At 46.0% G+C, this 22,073-nt stretch carries 17 protein-coding genes and 1 pseudogene; 4 read left to right on the top strand and 14 right to left on the bottom strand.

The annotated features are described in order from the left end of the window. The 11 genes from KSP24_RS24225 to KSP24_RS24175 form a co-directional block, all read right to left on the bottom strand. On the bottom strand, window positions 1-3,713 hold a 3,713-nt coding region (locus KSP24_RS24225), incomplete at its 3' end, for a non-ribosomal peptide synthetase (protein ID WP_216977030.1). A 51-nt stretch (window positions 3,714-3,764) separates the two neighbouring features. Then, the gene (locus KSP24_RS24220; RefSeq protein WP_216977028.1) at window positions 3,765-5,630 is read right to left on the bottom strand and encodes an ABC transporter ATP-binding protein; all 1,866 of its coding nucleotides are present in this window, start codon (window positions 5,628-5,630) and stop codon (window positions 3,765-3,767) included. Then, window positions 5,605-7,434, bottom strand: coding sequence for an ABC transporter ATP-binding protein (locus KSP24_RS24215; RefSeq protein WP_216977026.1), 1,830 nt, complete (start codon window positions 7,432-7,434; stop codon window positions 5,605-5,607). Before KSP24_RS24215 ends, KSP24_RS24220 begins: the two co-directional genes overlap by 26 nt. 215 nt (window positions 7,435-7,649) lie before the next feature. Next, window positions 7,650-8,474 carry a thioesterase II family protein gene (locus KSP24_RS24210; RefSeq protein ID WP_064962316.1) on the bottom strand — a complete coding sequence of 275 codons (825 nt, stop codon included), beginning with the start codon at window positions 8,472-8,474 and terminating at the stop codon, window positions 7,650-7,652. Window positions 8,475-9,279: 805 nt separating this feature from the next. After that, window positions 9,280-10,257: a class II fructose-bisphosphatase gene (gene glpX, locus KSP24_RS24205; protein ID WP_014599716.1), complete on the bottom strand. Its 978-nt coding sequence runs from the start codon at window positions 10,255-10,257 to the stop codon at window positions 9,280-9,282. A 144-nt stretch (window positions 10,258-10,401) separates the two neighbouring features. Beyond that, window positions 10,402-11,205, bottom strand: coding sequence for a pyruvate, water dikinase regulatory protein (locus tag KSP24_RS24200; RefSeq protein ID WP_064962314.1), 804 nt, complete (start codon window positions 11,203-11,205; stop codon window positions 10,402-10,404). Between the two features lie 13 nt (window positions 11,206-11,218). Beyond that, window positions 11,219-11,914 (bottom strand): helix-turn-helix transcriptional regulator, encoded by a 696-nt coding sequence (locus KSP24_RS24195; protein WP_052452861.1) that lies wholly within the window; start codon window positions 11,912-11,914, stop codon window positions 11,219-11,221. Window positions 11,915-12,070: 156 nt separating this feature from the next. Then, on the bottom strand, window positions 12,071-13,282 hold the full coding sequence (locus KSP24_RS24190) for an ABC transporter permease (RefSeq protein ID WP_013370993.1): 1,212 nt from the start codon (window positions 13,280-13,282) through the stop codon (window positions 12,071-12,073). After that, window positions 13,279-13,998 carry an ABC transporter ATP-binding protein gene (locus KSP24_RS24185; RefSeq protein WP_013370992.1) on the bottom strand — a complete coding sequence of 240 codons (720 nt, stop codon included), beginning with the start codon at window positions 13,996-13,998 and terminating at the stop codon, window positions 13,279-13,281. Before KSP24_RS24185 ends, KSP24_RS24190 begins: the two co-directional genes overlap by 4 nt. Before the next feature lie 6 nt (window positions 13,999-14,004). Continuing rightward, window positions 14,005-15,465, bottom strand: coding sequence for an efflux RND transporter periplasmic adaptor subunit (locus KSP24_RS24180; RefSeq protein ID WP_216977024.1), 1,461 nt, complete (start codon window positions 15,463-15,465; stop codon window positions 14,005-14,007). 13 nt (window positions 15,466-15,478) lie between these two features. After that, the gene (locus tag KSP24_RS24175; protein WP_216977022.1) at window positions 15,479-16,642 is read right to left on the bottom strand and encodes a TolC family protein; all 1,164 of its coding nucleotides are present in this window, start codon (window positions 16,640-16,642) and stop codon (window positions 15,479-15,481) included. Window positions 16,643-16,962: 320 nt separating this feature from the next. On the opposite strand from KSP24_RS24175, the gene KSP24_RS24170 reads away from it, so the two are divergent. Beyond that, a complete protein-coding gene (locus tag KSP24_RS24170; protein ID WP_129549203.1) occupies window positions 16,963-17,151 on the top strand; it encodes a hypothetical protein in 189 nt (62 codons plus the stop codon). A 144-nt stretch (window positions 17,152-17,295) separates the two neighbouring features. On the opposite strand, the gene KSP24_RS24165 is transcribed toward KSP24_RS24170, so the two are convergent. The 3 genes and pseudogenes from KSP24_RS24165 to KSP24_RS25755 all read right to left on the bottom strand — a co-directional run bounded on the left by KSP24_RS24165 (window position 17,296) and on the right by KSP24_RS25755 (window position 19,220). Continuing rightward, complete coding sequence (locus KSP24_RS24165; protein ID WP_013370988.1) at window positions 17,296-17,619, bottom strand: MGMT family protein; 324 nt, start codon at window positions 17,617-17,619, stop codon at window positions 17,296-17,298. A gap of 116 nt (window positions 17,620-17,735) precedes the next feature. After that, a complete protein-coding gene (locus KSP24_RS24160) occupies window positions 17,736-18,896 on the bottom strand; it encodes a rhamnogalacturonan acetylesterase (RefSeq protein ID WP_216977020.1) in 1,161 nt (386 codons plus the stop codon). A gap of 3 nt (window positions 18,897-18,899) precedes the next feature. Then, window positions 18,900-19,220 (bottom strand): annotated as a pseudogene (locus tag KSP24_RS25755) (hypothetical protein). 220 nt (window positions 19,221-19,440) lie between these two features. On the opposite strand from KSP24_RS25755, the gene KSP24_RS24155 reads away from it, so the two are divergent. The 3 genes from KSP24_RS24155 to KSP24_RS24145 all read left to right on the top strand — a co-directional run bounded on the left by KSP24_RS24155 (window position 19,441) and on the right by KSP24_RS24145 (window position 22,068). After that, on the top strand, window positions 19,441-19,866 hold the full coding sequence (locus tag KSP24_RS24155) for a CHRD domain-containing protein (protein ID WP_137078530.1): 426 nt from the start codon (window positions 19,441-19,443) through the stop codon (window positions 19,864-19,866). 198 nt (window positions 19,867-20,064) lie between these two features. Further along, window positions 20,065-21,255, top strand: coding sequence for an acyltransferase (locus KSP24_RS24150; RefSeq protein WP_058712504.1), 1,191 nt, complete (start codon window positions 20,065-20,067; stop codon window positions 21,253-21,255). A 111-nt stretch (window positions 21,256-21,366) separates the two neighbouring features. Beyond that, window positions 21,367-22,068 carry a response regulator transcription factor gene (locus KSP24_RS24145; RefSeq protein ID WP_216977018.1) on the top strand — a complete coding sequence of 234 codons (702 nt, stop codon included), beginning with the start codon at window positions 21,367-21,369 and terminating at the stop codon, window positions 22,066-22,068. Window positions 22,069-22,073: the final 5 nt, after the last annotated feature.

Below are 22,073 nucleotides of genomic sequence, written 5' to 3'. Positions count from 1 at the left end.
AAAGCCTGCTCATAGCCGGATGCCAGATCCTCCAGCAAAATACGCCATGACACGCCGTCGACCACCAAATGGTGGATCGCCACCAGCAAATGGTCTCCATCGGTGCAACGGAACAGACCCAGCTTCACCAGAGGACCTTCATCTAGACGGATGCTGCTTTGGATTTCGCTGGCTTTGTTCTCCAGCAAATGAGCAAAGTCAGACTCCGTGGTATAATCCATCACTTCGAGGCTATACAGCTCTCCTTCTTGCACGCCACGGTTCCATGCTTCATAACCACCGTCTGCATTCTGGCGGAATACGATGCGCAAAGCATCATGATGCTCGACAATGCGTTGCAATGTCTGATGAAGCGCCGTTTCGTCCAAACGATCCTCACGGTGTAGCATCAGAGCCTGGTTGTAGTGTTCAGGATGGGATGGCTGCTGTTCAATAAGCCAATGCTGAATCGGTGTCAATGCCACGTTTCCTCTGACTTCTCCTTGATCGGACACGCGGGTCACCCGCTGCACTCGTCCATTCAGCTCAGCAATCGTTGGATACTGGAACAGCTCCCTCATTTCCAGCTTGTAACCATTTTGCAGCAGTCTTGAAGACACCTGGATGGCCTTGATCGAGTCGCCACCCAAATGAAAAAAGTTATCCAGAACACCAATCTGTTCGATACCCAGTACAGATTGCCATACCGATACTAATGTCCGCTCTACCTCATTACGAGCGGCTACATAATCCTCGCCGGAATCCACGCTTCCCTCCGGCTGCGGCAATGCACGCCGATCCACTTTGCCATTCGGTGTCAACGGCAATTGTTCCAGCTGTACAAAATACGACGGCACCATGTAACCCGGCAATTCCTGACTCAAGTCGCTTCGCAGCTCACTTGCTGTGATATCCGCAAGGGTGACCACATATGCGCAGAGCTGTTTTTGTCCCTGCTCATCCTCACGTGCAATGACGACAGCTTCTTGCACTGCCTCCAGCTTCAATAGCTGCGCTTCCACCTCGCCTAGCTCAATCCGGTAGCCACGGATTTTCACTTGTGCGTCGATCCGTCCTTTGTATTCCAGCGTTCCGTCCTCATTCCAGCGCACCAAATCGCCTGTACGGTAGCAGCGCTCACCGCTGCGGAAAGGACTGTCTATGAACTTTTCAGCCGTTAAATCAGGACGATTCCGGTAGCCACGTGCCACCCCGTCGCCGCCGACGATTAGCTCACCCCATGCCCCTACAGGCTGAAGCTGCATGGAACGGTCTACAACATACGCTGTGGAGTTGTAGATCGGACGCCCGATCGGCACCGCTTCCGATTGCACGCCAGCAATTGCATGAGTTGTAGAAAAAGTTGTATTTTCCGTTGGGCCATAGCCGTTGATAATCCGTAGGGACGGATGAGCCTCCAGCACCCGGTTAATGTGCGGTACGGATAACACATCACCGCCGACCAGCAGTTCTTGTACCCCCTCGAACAACTCCAGATCCTGCTGGGATAGCTGGTTAAAGAGTGGCGCAGTTAGCCACATTGTCGTAATACCATGGCTGCGGACAGCTTCCTTGAGCTTTGGAGCGTCCAAAATAACATCCTGACTTACCAGTACAAGCTGTCCTCCATTCAGCAACGCACCCCAAATTTCGAAGGTGGACGCGTCAAAGACAACGGCACCAGTTTGCAAAATGCGCGTGTCAGCACCCAGTTGCGCATAGTTTGTATTTTTCACCAAACGCACGACATTGCGATGCTCTACCATAACTCCTTTAGGCTGTCCGGTCGTACCCGAAGTGTACATAAGATAGGCTAGTCGATTGCCAAATGTATGTGCTCCAGTAGTACTGTCTACGACAGACGAAGAAGATTCTTTTAAATTCTCATTTTTCAGATTTAAATAATGGGTAAAATCTGCATGACTAGCTTCGTTTTGTTCCCCATGTATGTTATTCACGTCTTGGTTATTCTTTGTCCCGTACACAGCGGCATCACTCAGATCCAGCACAATTCCGGTGTAATCCTCCGGTTGCTGTTCCGCATGCTGGACCAGCAGCAACTCCGCTCCCGAATCTTCCAGCAGGTAGCGCACACGTTCAGCCGGATAATCAGGGTCAATTGGCACATATGCGCCGCCTGCTTTGAGAATCGCAAGCATACCGACGATCATATCTGCGGAACGCTCTGCAACGATACCTACAGTTCGCTCGACAGTAACACCGTGCCCGCGCAGCGTGTGAGCCAGTCGATTGGCTTTTACATTCAATTCGCCATAAGTTAAATAGGCATTGCCAGACACAACTGCTGTCTGATTCGGTGTACGTGCCGCCTGTTCCTCAAACAGCTCATGAATGCCTGCTTCGTGTGGATATTCCACTGTTGTAGCATTGAATACGTCGACGATTTCCGCCCGTTCTTCCTCACTGATCAGCGACAATTCCTGTATTCGCTTGTGTGGGCCCTGTACCATATGCTCCGCCACACTCAAAAATTGTCGAATAATTCGAGCAATTTCCTGCTCACTAAACAGCTCGGTACGATAATCCAGGTATAATACGAGTCTATCGTCATCCAGCATTTCAACCATGTGAATATCGAAGTCATTCACTGTATCTCCGCAGAAATCGTTATCCACCTGCTGAATCGCTTCATCAAAACGAGAGAAACTCAATGTACGGTACTGAATGGATGCCCCAAACAGACGCTGGATGTCCATACTGCTTTGCTGTTCACGTAAATCTTGAATAATTTTGTTGTACGGGTAACGCTGATGCCGCAAAATGGACGCCTGCTCCTTCCCTACACCCTGTAAGAAGGCCAGCAGTTCGGATTCCGGTTCGACCAGCAGACGCGTAGCCACGGTGCTGACGAACATGCCGATGGTATCCTTTTCTTTCTTAGACGTACGGTTGGCATAGAGTGTTCCTACAGTTAAGTCCTGCTCACCCGTCACTTTATGCAAATAAATATACAGAGCGGCCAGGAAGAACGTGAAAATACTGATTTTATGTTCCTCGCAAAAAGCCGTAACACCACGATACAATCCATGTTCCAGTATAAAACTCTCCCGGCGTGCAGCTGTGCTCAGTGTCAGCGGGTTATATGATTTTAAACCTGTGGTCTCTGGCAAATCAGCAAACTTTTCCGTCCAATACGTCTTGTCCTTTTGATAGCGATCAGATTGCTCATAGCTTTGCTCTACCTGAATAAAATCCAGATAAGGATTGCCTTTGGTTGATGCATCCTGTCCTGTACCGTGCACAATATCCATATAATGTCCAGTGATTTCATTAATGGCCTGATTCATGGACACGCCGTCCGAAATAATATGATGCATTTTAAAATTAAACCAGGTTTCTTCTGCCCCTAACTGCAAAATAACAAATCGGTACAGCTGCGAATTCAACAATGAGAACGGCTGTGGATTATGGCGCTTTAACCATTCACTCGCTTCTTCCAGGGTTACTTGAAGCGTTTCAATACTTTCCGCTGTAAACGGCTCTACATATTGATATGGGATTCCATCCTGAGCAGTGATTTTGATACGGAAAGAATCGTTTTGGGCAATCACCCGGTTCATTGCTTGCTGCAATGCATCTATACGAACAGTTCCTCTGATTTTTACAGTAGCAATAATGGTTGAAGTGTTCCGATGAGGATACAAAAGCTCCGTGTACCAAATACGTTGCTGTGGCTGGCTTAAGGAAAACAATTGAACATCTTGCTGTGTCATCCGTCTCTCTCCTCACAAAATAGATATTTGGTAAAAAGAAAATTCGCATATTTATGCGGTTTGTTCCTCGGGATGCTTTCGAAACTGAAGCTCGTACAGCTCCGCATAATGACCTCCCTCAGCAAGGAGCTGGTCATGAGTTCCCTGTTCTTTGAGCTCGCCATCGGCAAGGACACAGATCGTATCCGCCCGTTCAATCGTAGACAATCGATGGGCAATAACTAATGTGGTGCGATCCTTCATCAGCTCATCTAAGCCCTGCTGAACTTCGTATTCCGACTCTGCATCCAGGGCTGAGGTCGCTTCATCCAGCAGCAAAATCGGTGCATTTTTGAGCAGAGCACGGGCAATCGCAATCCGCTGTCTTTGTCCGCCGGACAAATTGGCTCCGCGTTCACCGACAATCGTGTCATAACCCTCCGGAAGCTCAGCTATGAAGCCGCTGGCATAGGCTGTTTTGGCCGCAACCTTTACTTCTTCATCGGTGGCATCCGGTGAGCCAAAACGGATATTATCCGCTACTGTACCATGGAACAGTGTAGCCTCCTGTGGTACATAGGCCATCAATTCCCTAACCTCATCCAACCGAAATTCTTCTGCCAAGCGGCCGCGAACTCGCAGAACTCCTTCATCCGGTGGGTAAAATCCCAGTAACAGCTTCATCACTGTGCTTTTGCCACCCCCACTCGGACCGACAATCGCGGTTACCTGCCCTTCTGGCACAACCAAGTTCAATCCTCGCAGCGTTGGACGGTCTGGCTGATAGCCAAAGGTAATGTTATGCAGTTCCAGCGCAGCCGCAGTCTGTTCAATGGCGAGGTCTGAACCCACAGTCTCGACACCGCCATAAGATTCCTTAGGTTCACGGGCGGATGAAGCTGATACCTCCAGATCGATAAGCCCGGTTACTGATCCCTTCTGCTTCGCCGCAGGGAACTGTTCCTCTTCCTTCGACTCATTCAAGATTTCGCGGATACGCGCCAAGCCTGCCAGAGAGTTTTGTAACAGGGATACAGCCGCCCCCAGTTCCAAAAACACCGTTGAGATACCCGTTTGCAGCTGCACAATCTGTCCCAAAACTCCAAGTTCCATTTGCTTCTGCGAAACCAGGATCAATCCGGCAACAAGCACACCGCCCAATGTAATAAATTCAATGACAAAATTGCACATATCCTGCAAGCCCATATGACGTCCCTGTCGGATACTAATGCGATTTATGTCTTCGCTTGCATCGTTGCAAAGTCCGCCTACCTTTGCCCTGAGCCCAAACAACTTCACCGTCTGTAATCCGGAAAGCAAATCACTCAATCGTTCTGTAAATCTGCTCATCCGTCCCTGTAATTCTTCGCTCGTGTGTCGCATTTTCTTCGCGAAATGAGCATTTATCCAGGCTGAAGCCAAACCAAGTAAAACCGCCATAGCCCCAAATCGCCAATCCAGCACCATCAGAATGACTAATGAGCCTAAGAAAAGCGAAGTTTCCAGTATAATCGAGCGAATATGAACGGTATAAGCCTGCTCCAGCGCTTGCACATCGTTCGTCATGCGGGATACAAGATTACCCGAATGATGTTTTTCGGCTTTTTCATACGATAGCTTGACAACATGGCCGAATAGCTTCATTCGTACATCGGCAATCGCAAGCTTGACACAGCGTTTATACATATAGCTGCACACAGGGGAAATAAGACTTAATGCCAAAAATGTCCCGCTGACCAGATAGACCGCTCGATATAGCTCCTGTACATCGCCATTAACCGCAAAATTCAGCAGATTATGCACCACAAAAGAAAGCAAAATTGTGATGCTGGCATTGGTTAGACTGTTGCCAACCAACCCCGTAAAATACCATTTTCGATGCGGCTTCATCAGGGACATCAATTGCTTAAATTCATAAAACTCCTGCTTGAAGGTCACGACGCTCACTCCTTTCCTCAGGCAGTGAATACCCGTTTTCCTCCGTTTGCTGTCCTTCAAAATTTTGCAAATACAGCTTTCGGTACACACCATCACGGCCTAGTAATTCCTCATGTGTACCTGATTCCACAATGCTCCCCTGATCAAGTACGATAATGCGGTTCGCCTGGCGTACAGTTGACAGTCGATGAGCTATGACCAGTACCGTCCGGTCTTGCATGGCTGCATTCATTGCAATCTGTACCTGAGCCTCCGACTGGCTATCAAGTGCTGAAGTCGGCTCGTCCAGTAAAAGCAGCGGAGCATTTTTCAGCAATGCTCTTGCTATAGAAATACGCTGCTTTTGTCCGCCGGACAATCCGCCTCCCCGCTCGCTCAACAGAGTTTCATATCCCTCTGGTAGCTGAACAATAAAGTCATGCGCATGTGCCGCTTTCGCCGCCTCGACAATTTCTTTCCGAGTCGCCTCCAGACGGCCATATCCGATATTTTCTGCAATGGTGGCCGGAAAAAGCGACGGTTCCTGAGATACCATCGAGATATGGCTACGTAGGCTTGTTAGGTTCCAATCTGTCAAATTCTTGCCAAATAATTGAACGGTTCCAGCATGTTCTCCAGGTTCATTAAATCCGCATAGCAGCTTGAAAATTGTGCTTTTACCGCCACCGCTGGCCCCAACAATCGCTACCGTTTCACCTTGTCCTACCTGAAAGCTAATATCCTTCAGCACCGTGTTCCCTTCGTTGTAGCCAAAGGTCAAATGCTCAAATCTGACTACAGCAATGTCGTCCTTGCTTTCTGCATCGTCTTCCTTGAGATTTTGGCTTATTGTAGTGATTTTCCCGTCTTGCCGTTCATCCGGCCAATCCAGCACCTCAAACAAATGCTTCGCAGCTCCCTCTGCTTCCTTCATTTGTGAAATGATTGTCGGCAGCATGGCGACAGGCTGCAAGATGAACGAAATCAGATATAAAAAAAGGACAATGCCTCCAGCATTCAGCTCACCTTGTTGAATCAGATATCCCCCGCACACTATGACCAAAATAATTGGTGTTGCCAGCATCATCACACCTACTGGGGTGATGAACGCATAGCGTTTTTCCAGCCGCAGCCCACGCCGGATGACCTCCTCCGTAATCACCAAATACTTCTTCAACAGCACAGCCTGCATATTGAATGCCTTTACGATAGGAAGTCCTCCAATTGCATCCTGTCCCACCGCATTCAAATGAGCAATTTTCTCCTGAAGCTCCTTGGAGTATTTTTCAATTGGCTTGCTCATCAGTGAGGTGATAATCATTCCTACAGGCATAAGCGCAAGACTTGCCAAAACCAGTTTCCAGCTTGTCAGTAAAAGCAACGTTAATGATGCTGTAAACACAAGTGGCAAATAAAACAGATTTGCAAATTGCTGGATAAAAAAGTTCTGCAACAGCGCCGTATTGTTTGTTAGACGGGATACCAGATCTCCGGTGAACTTCCTCTCCACGCTAGAAACAGGTAAATCATAAAACTTATGTACGAGATCGCCTCTCAAGTCACGCAGTGCACTAACACTAAATCGTGCTGAAGCGTACCTCATCACAAACTTACAAGGCATTCCAATGACCGTCATACCAACAACTAGATAGATCATGTTCTGGGTGGAGGAGAATGTGCCCTGTGCCATTTGTTCTATGGCCTTACCCAAAATAATGTCAATAGCTGCCAAACACAAAGAAGAAATTACGGTTATAAAAACCCAAAGGTTATACGGTTTTATATAACGTGTAAGTCTCCGAAAAGCAGAATTTGCTCGAAACAAGGGCATCCCTCTTTTTCATTGCCCACACTTTATGCAGTGCGAACTATTTAGATTGGCGATGGACGTCGTTGAAGTAAACTCTGTGTCTGAAATGAATGAGTGCCTGTACAGTAAAGTTGGATTTTAATCTATGTTGGGAAATGCATCATGGTGGGTTGTTTTATCGGTTATTGCTGAAATGGTGATAGCGAAGTGCATCGTGATGTGTGGGACAGTCAACTCTGCCTAAATCGTGGTTGTAGAGTACTTGTGTTGCAAGCTGTATGAGCTGCCGCAGTGTGGGCCATCGGCGAGGATGCGGAAAGAATGTCCTCGACTGCACTCATAACCTCTTGCTCTTGTTCATGGATGAAAAAGTGATTGCCTTCGAACATCCGGACATCCATAGGTGACATCGTATGCTGCTGCCAGGCACGGAGTGAGTCTGTGCTAACCTCAAAATCCTTCGTTCCCCCTAGAACCGTCATCGGGCATGCCAGTGGATTTCCCGGCTGATAAACATAAGTTTCACATACCTTAAAATCTGCACGCAGACGAGGCATAATAATTTGCATCAATTCTGCATTTTGCAGCACCTCTTCGGGGGTGCCCTGCATCAAACGGAGCTCTTCGGTGAAAGAATCATCTGCTAAATCATGGAGTCGTTTTTTGGAGTATGGAATATGAGGGGCGGATTTGCCAGATACGATGATATGCACAGGTAATTTTCCTGTTTTGCTGTACAACTGCCGTGCTGTTTCAAATGCAATCAGTGCCCCCATGCTATGTCCAAAAAAGGCAAACGGCTTATGCATGTATGGAGCCATAGCGGGAACCAGCGATTGAACGATGTCTTGAAGGGTTTCCATTGGAGCTTCAATGGAGCGGGCCTCACGTCCTGGGAGTTGTATTGGCAACACAGTAATATCAGGTGCGAGCCTGGACTTCCAAGAGTTAAATATGTAAGCACCGCCGCCGGCGTAGGGGAAGCAAAATAGTTGGAGCTTCGCAGTTGGTTGGACCTCTGTTTTCGCGAACCAAGATTGTGATCGAGTCGTCATATGAATTCCTCCATCCTCTATGAAGTAATAATTTTACAATAAATCCTTATATATCTTTTTTTCTTCCAACACTTTCTAGCTTTTTTAAATATACAAACTTTAAAACGGCTTGACATGGGACAAAAGTGCTAAATTACTAGACTTCATAAAAATAAACCAAAATCCATATTATGCTATTTGTTTCCAAACTACAAAAGCAACAATTTTACTTTTTCGCTCATTATCTGCCCATCATGATCTGCAAATTTGGCTTAAAACATAATTTCACATTTTCACGAACATTGTAAAACTAAAATCATTATGATTTACAATTACGCCTAAAGCCCTTATCCTATAACAATTTTATCTTTACATGCCTTTAACATAAATGTAACAAATTCAACCTGATATCATCCGACAAATTCCGACTTTTTCCGCATCTCCCTTCAACCTCCTATATAATGGAACTAATTTAAAACAATCACACACAAACCTAAATTAATAACTCTTTAAATTTTTAATAAACAGGGTTTTTATATAGTTCTAAAGAACTATATTATGCATAATTTTTTTTGACTCTTCGTCTAAAAAAATTAGTTCGAATTGATTTTTTCTCTTCCAAAGCTATGTTTTTTCTTTTCAAGCCCTAATAGAAACGTTTCAATTTCACTTCAAAAGTGCCTGTTTTTTTAAAATTTATATCCTTGCTTTTACTCTTTTATCCCCAAAAAACAGTAACAGCAAGTCTCCCTTTAGTCAGAGACTTGCTGTTTTATAAATTTATTATGATTAAATTCACCAGTGAAGGAAGTCTTGACTTCAAATTTCAAGAGGATGCCGCGGCTGCAAGCGTACCGGAAGAATCAGCTGTATGATGAATACTTCGCACGAAACGAATCGTTTTTGTATCTGAATGCATTACAACTGAATGGGTTTCAGCTCTGTGACCAGGCAGAGAACGAACCCCCTGCAACCACTCACCAGGCGTAACGCCTGTAGCGACAAACATCACGCCTTGGCGTCCGACCATGTCCTCCATCGACAGCAACGCCCCTGGATCAGTAATACCCATGCGTTTGCAACGTGCAATCTCTTCTTCTCCATGAGGAAGCAGACGGCCTTGTATTTCTCCGCCCATGCATTTCAGCGCGGCCGCGGCCAATACACCCTCAGGAGCGCCGCCAGAGCCGATATGCAAATCTACACCGCTATCCAGGCAGGTTTCAATTGCACCCATCACATCCCCATGACCAAGCAGCTTGATCCGAACGCCGCTTTCCCGCAGAAGCTGGATAATCCCGGCATGCCGTGAACGATCCAGAATCGACACCGTAAGATCGGACAAGGATTTCCCCAGTATGCGCGCTGCTTTTGACAATGTAGTCGGGATCGTGTCTTCTAGTGACAGCTTTCCAGCCAATGCCGGACCAACAGCTAATTTTTGCATGTACATATCCGGAGCATGTAGTAGACTACCACGAGGTGCAGCAGCAATGACCGACAGTGCGTTATTCAAACCGTTCGCCACCGTTTCAGTCCCTTCGAGAGGATCAACAGCAATATCCATGGCCGGCCCTCTGCGATTGCCTACTCTCTCCCCGATATACAGCATGGGAGCCTCATCCATTTCGCCTTCACCAATCACGACCGTGCCGTCCATGGATACTGCATTAAAATGAGTACGGATGGCTACTGTTGCCGCCTCGTCCGCGCTATTCTTATCTCCACGCCCTGTCCATTGTGCCGATTGCAGTGCCGCTGCCTCTGTTACCCGAACGAATTCCAATGCCATTTGACTCTCCATACCTATCCCTCCACCTCTCCTAAAAATAATTGTTACCCACAGGCAAATAATATTTCACGGCAGCTTTGCTGCCTTTTATATTTATACTCCTGTATCCCGTGATTCATATTTTCTTTATAAACGCTGCTTCTAAGTTGCTTCGATTTATAGCATTCTGACAATCAAGCCTGCTGTCTCTTCAATTGCTTTATCTGTAACATCAATGATCGGACAATTCAGTTCTTTAAACAAAGACTGCGCATACGCGATTTCCTCTTCCACCCTCGTCGCTGTAGCATACTGCACATTATTAGGAAGCCCCATTACCTTCAGTCGTTCACTGCGTATTTTCAACAGTAGCTCCGGCTGAATCGTCAATCCGAACACTCGGCCACGCTGAACATCCTTCAACTGAACAGGTGGTGTCAGCTCTGGTACAACCGGTATGTTGACTGTTTTATAACCTTTATGTGCGAGAAACATGGATAAAGGAGTTTTGGAAATACGAGACACTCCCAGCAATACTATATCTGCTTTGAGAATAGCGCTCACATCTTTGCCATCATCGTATTGAACTGCAAAATCCAGCGCCTCTACACGCCGAAAATAGTTGTCGTCCAGTCGGTGCAGTAGGCCAGGCTTCTCCTTGGGATCGTTATGAAACGTATCGGCAAACGCCTGCATCATCGGTCCCATAATATCGACAGCCCGCACATTCAGCCGAACAGCCTCCTCTTTCATCGCCTCTCTCAATTCCGGCTGTACCAGCGTATAAGCTACAAAGCCTTTACGCTCGGCAACTTCCTCCATTACCCGACTCAGCTCGTCTTCATCCCTCACATTCATAAATCTTTTGATCTCTGTGTCTGGTAACTCAAATTGGCGCATGGTCGCCTGTACAACAGCTTCTGCCGTCTCACCAATCGAGTCTGAACAGATCGCTATAAAATGACTGCTCGCCTGAACCATTCGATTCCTCCCATTAATCCTCTGCTACCATATCGAGCAACATTTTAATAATATTTGTCTTTGTAATACGTCCCACGACTTTCCAGTGTTCTCCTGGTTTGTCAGAATCCGAAGGGACGACGACAGGCAGACTGTCGATTTGACGGGCAATAATTTTGCGTGCTGCCTCTAGTACGGTATCCTCTGGGGAAACAGTGACCACATTCGCCTGTCGGGTCATCACAAGACTGACAGGAATGGTTGCTGCATTGGGATTGCCTAACGTCACTTTGAGTAAATCCTTGCGGGAAGCCACCCCTGCCAAATCTCCATCTTCATCGGTGACGATCAAATTGCTCACATTTTCCAAAAACAGAGCTACGACAGCTTCCTGAATTGTGGTTGTTTCACGTACGATGACTGGAACCCCGTGAAGATCACCGACCTTCATTTGCAAAAGCCGGAATTTTTCCTCCCGGTTCGGCGTACCCCGCTTTCCAACAAAATAACCGACCTTGGGCTTAGCATCTATGTAATTCAAAATGCCCAATTTGGATAGGTCGGTCCGAATGGTCGCCTTACTGAGATTAAGCATTTCCGCAATCTGGTCACCCGTAATCGGGGCATGCTTTTGTACGATGTTTAAAATTTCTACTTGTCTTGCCGTAAGGTCGATGATGAACGCCCCTCCTTTTTTGCTTGCGATCTGATATTGAATATAATACGTCATATATAATAATAAATCAACCTAAAAAAGCATATAAAACATCACATATATAAAATTAAAGTGGTTATTCATGTTTTTTTATCATTTAAAATACTTATTCCATACAAAAAACGGGCGCTTTATCCCCCCTCTTTCGAGTAAGGCAAAGCACCCGCTTTCCTATTCGTATCTTAAAGCATCAATCGGACGCAGCTTCGAGGCTTTGCGCGCCGGATATACTCCGAACAGCACTCCGACTCCCATGCAGCACAGAAAAGAGTACAGTACTGGCTCTATCGAATACACAATCGGCATTTGGACGAATTTCTCAAGCAGCTTTGCACCCCCAAGACCCACCATAACGCCGACCAGTCCACCCATTAGACTGAGAAAAACAGCCTCAGCCACAAACTGCAGCATAATATCACTGCGTTGCGCACCAATCGCTTTGCGAATTCCTATCTCCCTCGTACGCTCCGTGACAGACACCAGCATAATATTCATAATGCCAACACCACCAACGCCGAGCGCAATTGCAGCCACGCCGATCAGTAGCATATTCATAACCCGGTCAACCCCAGACACTGTTTTTAGGATTTCCGTCTGGGTCATAATTTGAAAATCATCGCCCTCTGATGGCTTTAGCTCATGTCTGACACGCAGCACCTGCCGAATTTGAGCACTTGCCTGATCAATCTTGTCCTCCGTTGTTGCAGAGGCATTCACCTGCTGAATGCTCATATTACCTAGTCGTTCCATCCCCGTTGTGATTGGCACATAGACCTGCTGTCCGCTATTATTCATATTTGAATTGGAATTAGCCAGCACACCAACCACCTTAAAGGGCAGTTGTTTGATCATAATGATCTCACCTACCGCTTTGGAAGCATCCGGGCCAAAAATATTACGGGCCGCATCACTCCCTAATACAGCCACATTCAATCGTTTATCCACTTCATAGTGGGTAAACGATCTGCCCTGAGCGAGCGACAACTTTCTCACATGAACAAATCCCAGCGAGGTCCCCTCGATTTGCCCGCTGACCTTATTGCGACTCCATGTAATATCTGCATTGGTCATCGCACTTGGCGCCACCTCGGCTACTGCTTTTTGCTGCTCTAGTGCCTCAATATCCTCCAAAGATATTCCTTTCGTCTGGTTGAACGACATGGAACTTGACCCATCATATGGAGCATAAGGATAGATCATCAGCAGATTATTTCCCATACTATTGATCTGCGATGTAATTGTAGCGGTTGATCCTTTACCGATGGCTACAATCGCAATCACAGCGGCTACTCCGATAATAATACCCACCATGGTCAGCAAGGATCGCAGCATATTGGTTCGCAAACTATTGAGCGACACACGAATAATTTCCTGAAACTTCATGCCTTCACTTCCTCTGCCGCCATTCTTCGTTCCTCAACAGGCTGATCCTTTTCAATCCGCCCATCTCGAAAATGAATCAGACGCTTGGCGTATTCCGCAACCTCTTGATCATGAGTAACCAGTACAACCGTTTTCCCCTGATCGTTCAGACGCTGAAAAATCCCCATGATTTCCACACTTGTTTTGGAGTCCAAAGCTCCTGTCGGTTCATCCGCTAAGAGAATAACCGGATTGTTCACAAGTGCCCGCGCAATGGATACCCGTTGCTGCTGACCGCCTGACAATTCATTTGGCCTGTTGTTCATCCGATCGCCTAGACCTACGCTTGTGAGGGCATCCATAGCCCGCAAACGACGCTCCTTGGCAGAAACCCCCGCATAGATCATAGGCAGTTCCACGTTTTCCAGAGCTGTGGATCGTGGAAGTAAATGGAATTTCTGAAATACAAATCCGATTTTCTGATTACGTATAATAGCCAGTTCATCCTCGCGGGCATCTAAGATTGAATATCCGTCCAAATAAAATTGTCCTGACGTAGGTAAATCCAGACAGCCGATAACATTCATCATCGTGGACTTGCCTGATCCAGACGGTCCCATAATCGCAACAAAATCACCGTCAGCAATATCAAGTTGAACCTCACGCAGAGCATGAATTTCCTGATCTCCGACATGGTACACTTTTTTCAAACCCTCAATCTGAATAACATATCTCATGCCCGTTTAAAAGCCTCCCTGCATGCCGCCCATTGCGGAAGGATCTGGCGGAGGTTCAGGGGCAGGCACAATAATCGTGTCACCCTCCTTAACACCGGACTTAAGCTCTACTCGGTCTGGCGTGTAAAATCCGAGTTCTACGGGCTTGAATGTACGTGTCCCCGGATTTGCAGCGTTATGAGCGGAAACATACACGCCATCCTGTCCTCCTTCGGATCTCAGGGCAGTCGCAGGAACGAACAGTACATTTTTGTGGACTCCCAAAATAACGGCCACATTCATAATCATGCCTGTTTTAAGCTTACCTTTCGGGTCATGAACAGACAGTTCCATCAGATACGTCGTCGTCCCTTCATCCGTAGAGGCTTCCGGTGAGACAAATTGCACCTTGCCTGGAAACGATTCACCCGGATATGCATTGGTCGTCAACACAGCCGAAAGCCCCTTTTTGACCTTGACAATGTCGTTCTGACTTACCTTCACAACTACCTTAAGATCGTTAGAATCCGAGTTATTCATGACAATAAATGGAGCCGTCGGACTGGTTCCAACATCCCCGTTTACCTTCAAGATCACTCCGTCCCACGGTGCCGTGACCTGAAGCTTGTTCAGTTCATTTTTTTTCTGCTCTAGCTCAGTCGCCAGTCTTCGCACCTCTATCCGTGAGGACTGAATACTCGATGCATCAGCCGGAACCTGAGTCTTGCGAAGCTCAGCCAATGCGGCACGGTAGCCGATTTCAGCCTCTGAAATGGAACGACGTTTTTGCGATATAATCTTGCGAAACTGTAAATCTAGATTATCATAGTCCGTTTGTGCTTTATCCAATGCTTGCTCTGCCTGCTCCAATTCACTGTTGGATACAGCCCCGGCATCATGTAAAAACTTTTGGTCTTCATATGCCTTCCGCGCTTGCTCCAACTGCTTTTGGGAAGCTTTCTTCTGACTTTCGGCCTCTTCCAGCTCAAATGATTCCTGCGCTGTATCGACAGCCATTTTGGCCCGAAGTACATTTGTTTTCTGAATTTCAATATCTTCCGCTTTCGGACCCTTCTCCAATTCAGCCAACTTGGCTTTGGATATCTCTAAAGAATCAGACGCACTTTGAATTTGCATTTTAATTTCTGAACTGTCCAGAAGCGCCAGCACTTGCCCTTTTTTGACCTTGTCCCCGGCTTTCACGTTCACCGCAGCCAGCTTGTTATCGCCTGCACTCGTAAAGTTCAGTTTCACTTCCTTGGATGCTTGCACGGTGCCGGACGTGTCCAGCTTCTCGCTCACATCGCCGCGCTCTACTTTAAACGTCTCGTCCTGAACTACAGGTGCTGCTTGCTCTTTCGGCATATTCAGATATACTGCTGCTCCGCCTCCGCCTACAACCAGTAATACAATCGCAGTCCAGATCCACTTTTTTCTCCGTTTTCTCCGTAGCTTGATTAAAGCATCATTTAAAACCGTTTCTGCCAACGCCTTTTCCTCCCTATGTGCTCCATGGTTTGTTCAACGTATACTCATTTTGATCCAACTCGATCGCCAGCTCTTCCATTTGTCGTTCAATCTGGTTCACTTTCAACTGGTTGTTTTTCAATTCCATCTCAATAATTAGACCTCTGGCCCACTTTTTGTTTGATAACTCCAAGGCCTCTTTTGCCGTACGCAAGCTTTCTTCCAGTTGTACGTATTTCTTTTGGTTTTCCTTAAGCGTGGCATACAAATTGCGAAGTGATTCGGCAAAATCCTTTTGACCTTTGGCGAGCTCCTCTTTGGCTGTATCGACATCCATTTTAGCTAGATCGTAAGCACCTGCGCCGTTGTTAAAATCAAAATATCTCACATTGAGCTCCGAAGATTTGATGCTATCCTCCAACTTCCATAAATTCGGATTCATGTCTGTCAGCTGTTGTATATGTAATTCGATATCCAGCTTCTTCGGTTCCTTGTACACGGGTCGATCCACCATTTCATAGGCTGTTCCGTTAGGCTGTCCCATGAGGAAATTCAGAGCATCTCTGGATTTTTGCAACGCAATTTTTCCCTGCTCGACCGCTTGCTCCGCCTGGGCCCTGGCTTGTGTACTCTCGTTTTTCGCATATTCAGACAGCTTGCCGCGTGCAAATTTGGCAAGTGCAATCTTTTCCTCCGCTTGGGCGATTTCAAGCGCCTCCAGATCATTTTTCACCTGATTCTCTGCTACAAACACACTTTGGTAGCTTTTCATTACATTAAAATAAATCTGGTCTTTGGCATATTGCGCCTGCTTTTTGCTAGCTAGATAGGATAGTGTCGAAGAGTTATAATTTCTCCAAGAGGTGTTATCATCGACATATTCACCGTCTATAAAATCAACAAATGCATTTCCCAAATCCTTTTCTGCATTTTTCAGTTCGAGTCTGCGACGCTCTACATCCCGCTCGGCGGTACGCGTATTGTAGCTATTCGTCTGTGCCCATTCCACTGCCTGCTTGAGCGTTAATGGAGGTAGAGCCTGTCCCGTTACGGATGATGTCTTCGTCGTAGCTGCAGCAGATGAATTAACTGGCACATTTGCTGAAATGCTTCCTGATGAACTGTGAGCCTGTGCAGTGGTAACCAAGCCTGTAGAAAAGGACAATACAAGCAGCACGGCAGCCGCTTTTGGCTTCATAAATGAGTTTCTCCCCTTTCAAGTGCATCCTTCGAATCTTTTCCATTCTTTTCGACATAAATTTCCACGAATTCCTCGCATTCTAATTGTACTTTCAGGTTTATGTTGGTACAAGGTGTCAAAACAATACATTTTTGTAACCTTTACTGCCAGATAACTCGTTGTAAGCTACTTTACTTCCCACTAGACATAGATTTAAGCTGTTTTTACCTGAACTTTACCTAAATTTCAGCTAATTTTAAGGAAACCAACAGCATCTATTAAGGTTTGGAACATATAATAGAGAAAGAATAACAGCCGCTCACTAGGAGGGTTAATAGATGATAAAAGAATCTCGCATGACAACTACTAACGAACCGTCTGATTTGTGGATGACTCGCTTTTTACGCGAATCAGAACAAAAAAAGAAACAACTCATTCGGGAAGCCCGAAAAAATAACGATCTACCGCTGATGAACAGTATTTCTTTTCACCTTGCCCAGCGTGACCAGCAGCATCTGATTGGATAAGCTTACTGGGAAATCTAGTGCTATATATGAACGCCATTCTTCATTAATCTACATGATACGCCATATTTAAAAAGAGACGAGACAAATCAAAACTATGATTTGTCCCGTCTCTTTTGGGCGAGGATTTAGACTAGTGTTCCTCGCCTATTCTTCCGTCTCCGTCTGCGGATGATAAAGATATTGATCCAGCGGGATACGTCCGTTTGCATTAAACTGTATGCCCTCCTCTTCCAAGTACAGGCGCTGCAGGGAGGCGGATTCATCCTCCTGCAAAGCAATCTCTCCCAAGCGGTTGACTACTCTATGCCATGGAAGTCGATGTTTTTGGCTCAGTGTATGCAAAATTCGCACCACCTGTCTAGCACCTCTTGGGCTTCCGGCCTCTGCCGCAATTTGACCGTAAGTCATTACTTTTCCCTCAGGGATCAGCAATATAATTTGAAGCACACGGGCAGTGAAAGGCTGCATGTTCTAATTCCTCCGCATTACTATTGCTTTTTTCCATTATTATAGCACCCTGAACATAAGCCAAAAACCCCTGTTCCTACAAATGTAAGAAACAGAGGTAAAACCAGCATTGAAATTTAGAAACCACTCAGACCCTGTCTTTTTAAATCGTGTGCTACTAATCGCGCCAGTTCCCTTGCTCCTGCAAAATTTGGATGTAGTGTATCACCGTTCATATACAAAGCCAGCGTAGCTTCTTTGCCAATAGAAGTGAAATAAGCTGAACTGAGCACATTCAGATCGACTAAAGGCGTTTGTTCCTCTTGAGCCAGCGCCAAAATAGCGCTTCTATACCATCTGTTTTCTGCGTTGTGTACATTGTTAGCATTAAAGTCAGTGGCTCGTCCTTGCGGTGTTGACAGAATTACCGTCGCTCCCTTAGCCTTCACCTGCCGGATCATATCTCGCATCCAATCCTTAAACTCCGCTTCGCTTTCGTTATGCTTTGGATTGGTGTCATTAATGCCTAATTGAAGAATAAAATAATCCCCTGGCTTGATATATTGAACGATAGCCTCCAACTGACCGTCCTGATGGAAGCCTCTAGCAATTTGGCCCCCTGACGCCATATTGCGAATTTGAAAAGTATTCGTGTTTACAAACTCTGGCAGCAGTTGACCCCATCCTGCCTGCACGCTGCTATCTAGCGGATAATAGTTACATACCGTAGAATCCCCGCCGATATAAATCGTGCGATTCGTAGCTGGATTGCTAGACAATTGCCTGATTTCCAGTGCACTAAGTGTGAAGACCGCGCCCTCTTTGCCTTCAGTAATCAGTAGATTTAACTGTCCGTCTGTCACTGGAATTTGAAAGCGATCCTTGGCCCCATTCCCTGTCATATTTATGATCTGATACACCCCTTCGGCCGCAACACTCGAACGGGAAGTATTTCCTAAAGTAACCGACACCTCATACAAACCTGGAGGAAGATCGACGTCAAAAGTATTCTCGCTTTTCGTACCTGTAGTCAGGAATTGTACCGCATCACTTGCCATCCCAGTCCCCGATGCACTGACATTACGCATATTCTCAGGGGTACGAAAGCCATAGCCACGTGCTGAGTCATAGGACAGCGAAGCGCTCACTCCGGTATAACCCGTTTCGACCGTACCTCCGCCAAAATCAAACTTGTACTCGCCATTGGATGCATGTGCCTGAGTAGTTATACCCAACCCTGGCGCACCACATAAAAAAGCTGCTAAAAGCATACCAGTCAATCCTTTTTTCCACTTCATTCTTCATTCCTCCTCCAGATTTTTAATTGTAAGAAGCAAAGAATATTTAATGTAAGCGCATACATAAAATTCTACCAATGGTTGCACGGTTGTTCCTATGTAATTCTTATGCAAATAAAAAGTTGACGTAGCCGAATAAACAACAGGATCCGTTATCTGCGTACCTCTTACAATAGTAATTGTAGCCCAACTAAATCAAGTGGAATTTGAAGAGATATAGTTCCCTTTGAGCAGAACCCGTGGCGTATCTGTGGCTCCCTGTGTGTTTAATCCGATCTGCCCGAACAATTGAGGCGTATTTATAAGAGTGATCGGAACGGCAATAGAGTTGGCTGTCGAAGCATTTTAGGATGTTCTTCCATCAATAAATGTTCCAATGGTGTCTCCTCCTGCCTACCAGATACTCATAGACTATGAAAAAATTCGTTTTGTGCTTGGACTGAATAACTTGTAAAACACACAACTTCTGATGAATAGGCAAATGTACAGCCCTTTCTCTGGTTCTGTGAATACACTAAACCAACACTGGGAAAGGAGGGACGTAATGTCTAATAAGTTTAGAGCCACTTTGAGGGGGGCTAATGAAGTGCCTCCTGTCAGAACAAATGCGACAGGAACTGCGGAATTTCGTTACCGTCCAGCGAGCCAGCAATTAAGCTTTGAACTGACGGTCCGCAATATTTCACGAGTAACGGAAGCGCACATTCATCTGGGACGAAGAGGTCAAAACGGACCTGTTGTCGCTACCCTGTTTGGCCCTTCGAAGTTTGGGATTACCGTAAGAAGAGGCGTCGTTACCGGCGTGCTGCGTGCATTTGATCTTACTGGTCCGTTCAGAGGCAGAACCATTAATGATTTGGTATGCCAAATCAGAGAGGGCAACGCCTACGTCAATGTCCACACGATCCGTCATCCGAACGGTGCCATTCGTGGACAAATCAGACGCGCACCTATCAAACGTTGCAAATAACGAATGGACATGAGTACTAAAAGAACTTCCATGCTGCTCATTTTGAGCCTATGGAAGTTCTTTTTCTTAATTCTTAACAAAAGTTAAGAAGTTCATAAGCGATTCTTAAGCCACTCCCTTTCAGATTGTTAAGAACTTTATCTTTTAATAGAAAGAGTTCAACAAGATACTATTCACTACTGAAAGGAAATGAAGCTTATGAAGCCTACGACCAAAGAGAAAATTCCCGAATTACAGTTGGTCAGAGCCATGGCGATTTTAGCCGTCTTAATGGTACATGCCACTTCTTATGCAACGGTTCAACTAACACATTCCAGCCTTTATGTTGTATATAATGCGCTCAATGTGTTGATGAAGTATGGTACCCCTGTATTTATCGCGCTTAGCAGCATGGTACTGTTCTACAACTATAAGGATCGTCCAATGGGACGACAGCTTTTGAGCCGCTTTTATAAGCAGAGATTGTTGTATATTCTCGTACCTTATGTCATGTTCTCTCTCTTTTATTTCATCCTGTCCCTTATGGCTGGCAGTAACGAACCATGGAGTATAACTACACTAGCGGAAAGTTTTGCTCTGAAGCTGGTCACAGGCAAAGCCTACACCCATTTATATTATATTTTTATCATGATGCAATTCTATCTTGCATTTCCATGCGTACTGTGGCTGTTTCAGCATTATCGGCAATTTCCGCAATGGTCTATTGTCATTGGGCTGCTGGTACAGTGGGCATTTATAATTAGCAATAAATTTCTCTTTCAGGTTCAAAATAAAGGCAGCTGGGCGCTGTCCTATGTGGCCTGTTACATGATGGGCGCTGCTCTCGGTTACTATTATCCCCAGCTCCGAACTTGGTTTCTGATGCGTAAAGGGGAACGAAGCTTTGTCAGCGTGCTGACCTGGATTGCAATTTGGGCTTTATGGCTGATTTCAGCCATCATTCATGTCTATATGTGGTATGAAAATAGAATGTACGGAACTTCATACAATTCGCTGGTTTTTGAACTTATGTATAATATGTACAGCCTGTCTAGTACGCTGGTATTGTTACAGATTTCCTTTCTCATGTATAGGAGACAACATTCCATTGTCATTCGCAAGCTGGAACGTCTGGGTACCCTGTCCTTTGGGGTGTATCTCATCCATCCGTTTTTCCTGCTCCTGTATCGGCAGTTTTCACCACACATCGGTTCGCCGCAGCTTATTCATGTGTGGTACGCTGGAGGTTTTTTCTGTGCACTTCTTTGCTCTTGGCTCGTCGTGTCGTTCATCGCCCGCTTCCTGCCATGTGCGTGGATTTTGTTCGGTCAGCTACCGGGTACAGGAAAAAGGAACTTCAAGCAAGAAGAGCGTATGTCTTCGCCCGAAACGTTACTATTCAAAGGCTGATGATACCCGACAAACGACCTGAGAAGAGTGTCCATAGCCTCCACCGCCAAAAAGGTATATAATACGCCCATATTGTATACTGCTGGAAAGAACAGAAAGGGTGCGCGGGCCATGCATAACGGAACCATTTTATTAGTAGACGATGAACCTGAAATTATTAAGCTCATGCAAATATATTTAGAAAATGAAGGATATCGCTTGCTCATGGCACGGGACGGACTGGAAGCGCTGGAGCAGGTTAATCGGGAACAGATAGATGTAATGGTGCTGGATGTGATGATGCCCAACATGGACGGGATTGAAGCCTGCATGAAAATCAGGGAAACCGAGCATTTTCCGATCATTATGTTGTCTGCGAAGGGACAAGATATGGACAAAATTACAGGGCTTAGCGTTGGGGCCGATGATTTTGTCACCAAGCCGTTCAGCCCGCTGGAGCTAGTGGCACGCATCAAATCCCAGCTACGTAGAGTACGGAAATATACCCACTCCTCTCCTATATTGGAGCATGAAATGGTTCTGGATGAACTCTCCATTAACACTGTTACACATGAGGTCACTCTCGCTGGAGAATCCGTTAAGCTGACTCCGCGTGAATTCGCTATTGTTGAGCTTTTGGCTCGACACCGGGGTCAAGTGCTGAGCATGGAGCAGATTTATGAGAAGGTCTGGAAGGAACAATATCTGGAATCCAACAACACGCTAATGGTACATGTGCGTAAAATTCGCGAGAAAATTGAGACTGATCCAAGAAAGCCCAAATACCTGAAAACGGTGTGGGGCATCGGCTATAAAATGGAAAAATTCGATTAATGGAG

This window comes from Paenibacillus sp. AK121, from assembly GCF_019042715.1.
Taxonomy (GTDB): domain Bacteria; phylum Bacillota; class Bacilli; order Paenibacillales; family Paenibacillaceae; genus Paenibacillus; species Paenibacillus polymyxa_C.
The sequence above is the reverse complement of the archived record's forward strand: the minus strand, read 5'-3'. Positions and strand labels throughout refer to the sequence as shown.

Bases quoted from the DNA above. Each gene is read 5' to 3' on its own strand.
- KSP24_RS24210 (WP_064962316.1), bottom strand. From the start codon at position 8,474: ATGACGACTCGATCACAATCTTGGTTCGCGAAAACAGAGGTCCAACCA.
- glpX (WP_014599716.1), bottom strand. From the start codon at position 10,257: ATGGAGAGTCAAATGGCATTGGAATTCGTTCGGGTAACAGAGGCAGCG.
- KSP24_RS24200 (WP_064962314.1), bottom strand. From the start codon at position 11,205: ATGGTTCAGGCGAGCAGTCATTTTATAGCGATCTGTTCAGACTCGATT.
- KSP24_RS24195 (WP_052452861.1), bottom strand. From the start codon at position 11,914: ATGACGTATTATATTCAATATCAGATCGCAAGCAAAAAAGGAGGGGCG.
- KSP24_RS24190 (WP_013370993.1), bottom strand. From the start codon at position 13,282: ATGAAGTTTCAGGAAATTATTCGTGTGTCGCTCAATAGTTTGCGAACC.
- KSP24_RS24185 (WP_013370992.1), bottom strand. From the start codon at position 13,998: ATGAGATATGTTATTCAGATTGAGGGTTTGAAAAAAGTGTACCATGTC.
- KSP24_RS24175 (WP_216977022.1), bottom strand. From the start codon at position 16,642: ATGAAGCCAAAAGCGGCTGCCGTGCTGCTTGTATTGTCCTTTTCTACA.
- KSP24_RS24170 (WP_129549203.1), top strand. From the start codon at position 16,963: ATGATAAAAGAATCTCGCATGACAACTACTAACGAACCGTCTGATTTG.
- KSP24_RS24165 (WP_013370988.1), bottom strand. From the start codon at position 17,619: ATGCAGCCTTTCACTGCCCGTGTGCTTCAAATTATATTGCTGATCCCT.
- KSP24_RS24160 (WP_216977020.1), bottom strand. From the start codon at position 18,896: ATGAAGTGGAAAAAAGGATTGACTGGTATGCTTTTAGCAGCTTTTTTA.
- KSP24_RS24155 (WP_137078530.1), top strand. From the start codon at position 19,441: ATGTCTAATAAGTTTAGAGCCACTTTGAGGGGGGCTAATGAAGTGCCT.
- KSP24_RS24150 (WP_058712504.1), top strand. From the start codon at position 20,065: ATGAAGCCTACGACCAAAGAGAAAATTCCCGAATTACAGTTGGTCAGA.
- KSP24_RS24145 (WP_216977018.1), top strand. From the start codon at position 21,367: ATGCATAACGGAACCATTTTATTAGTAGACGATGAACCTGAAATTATT.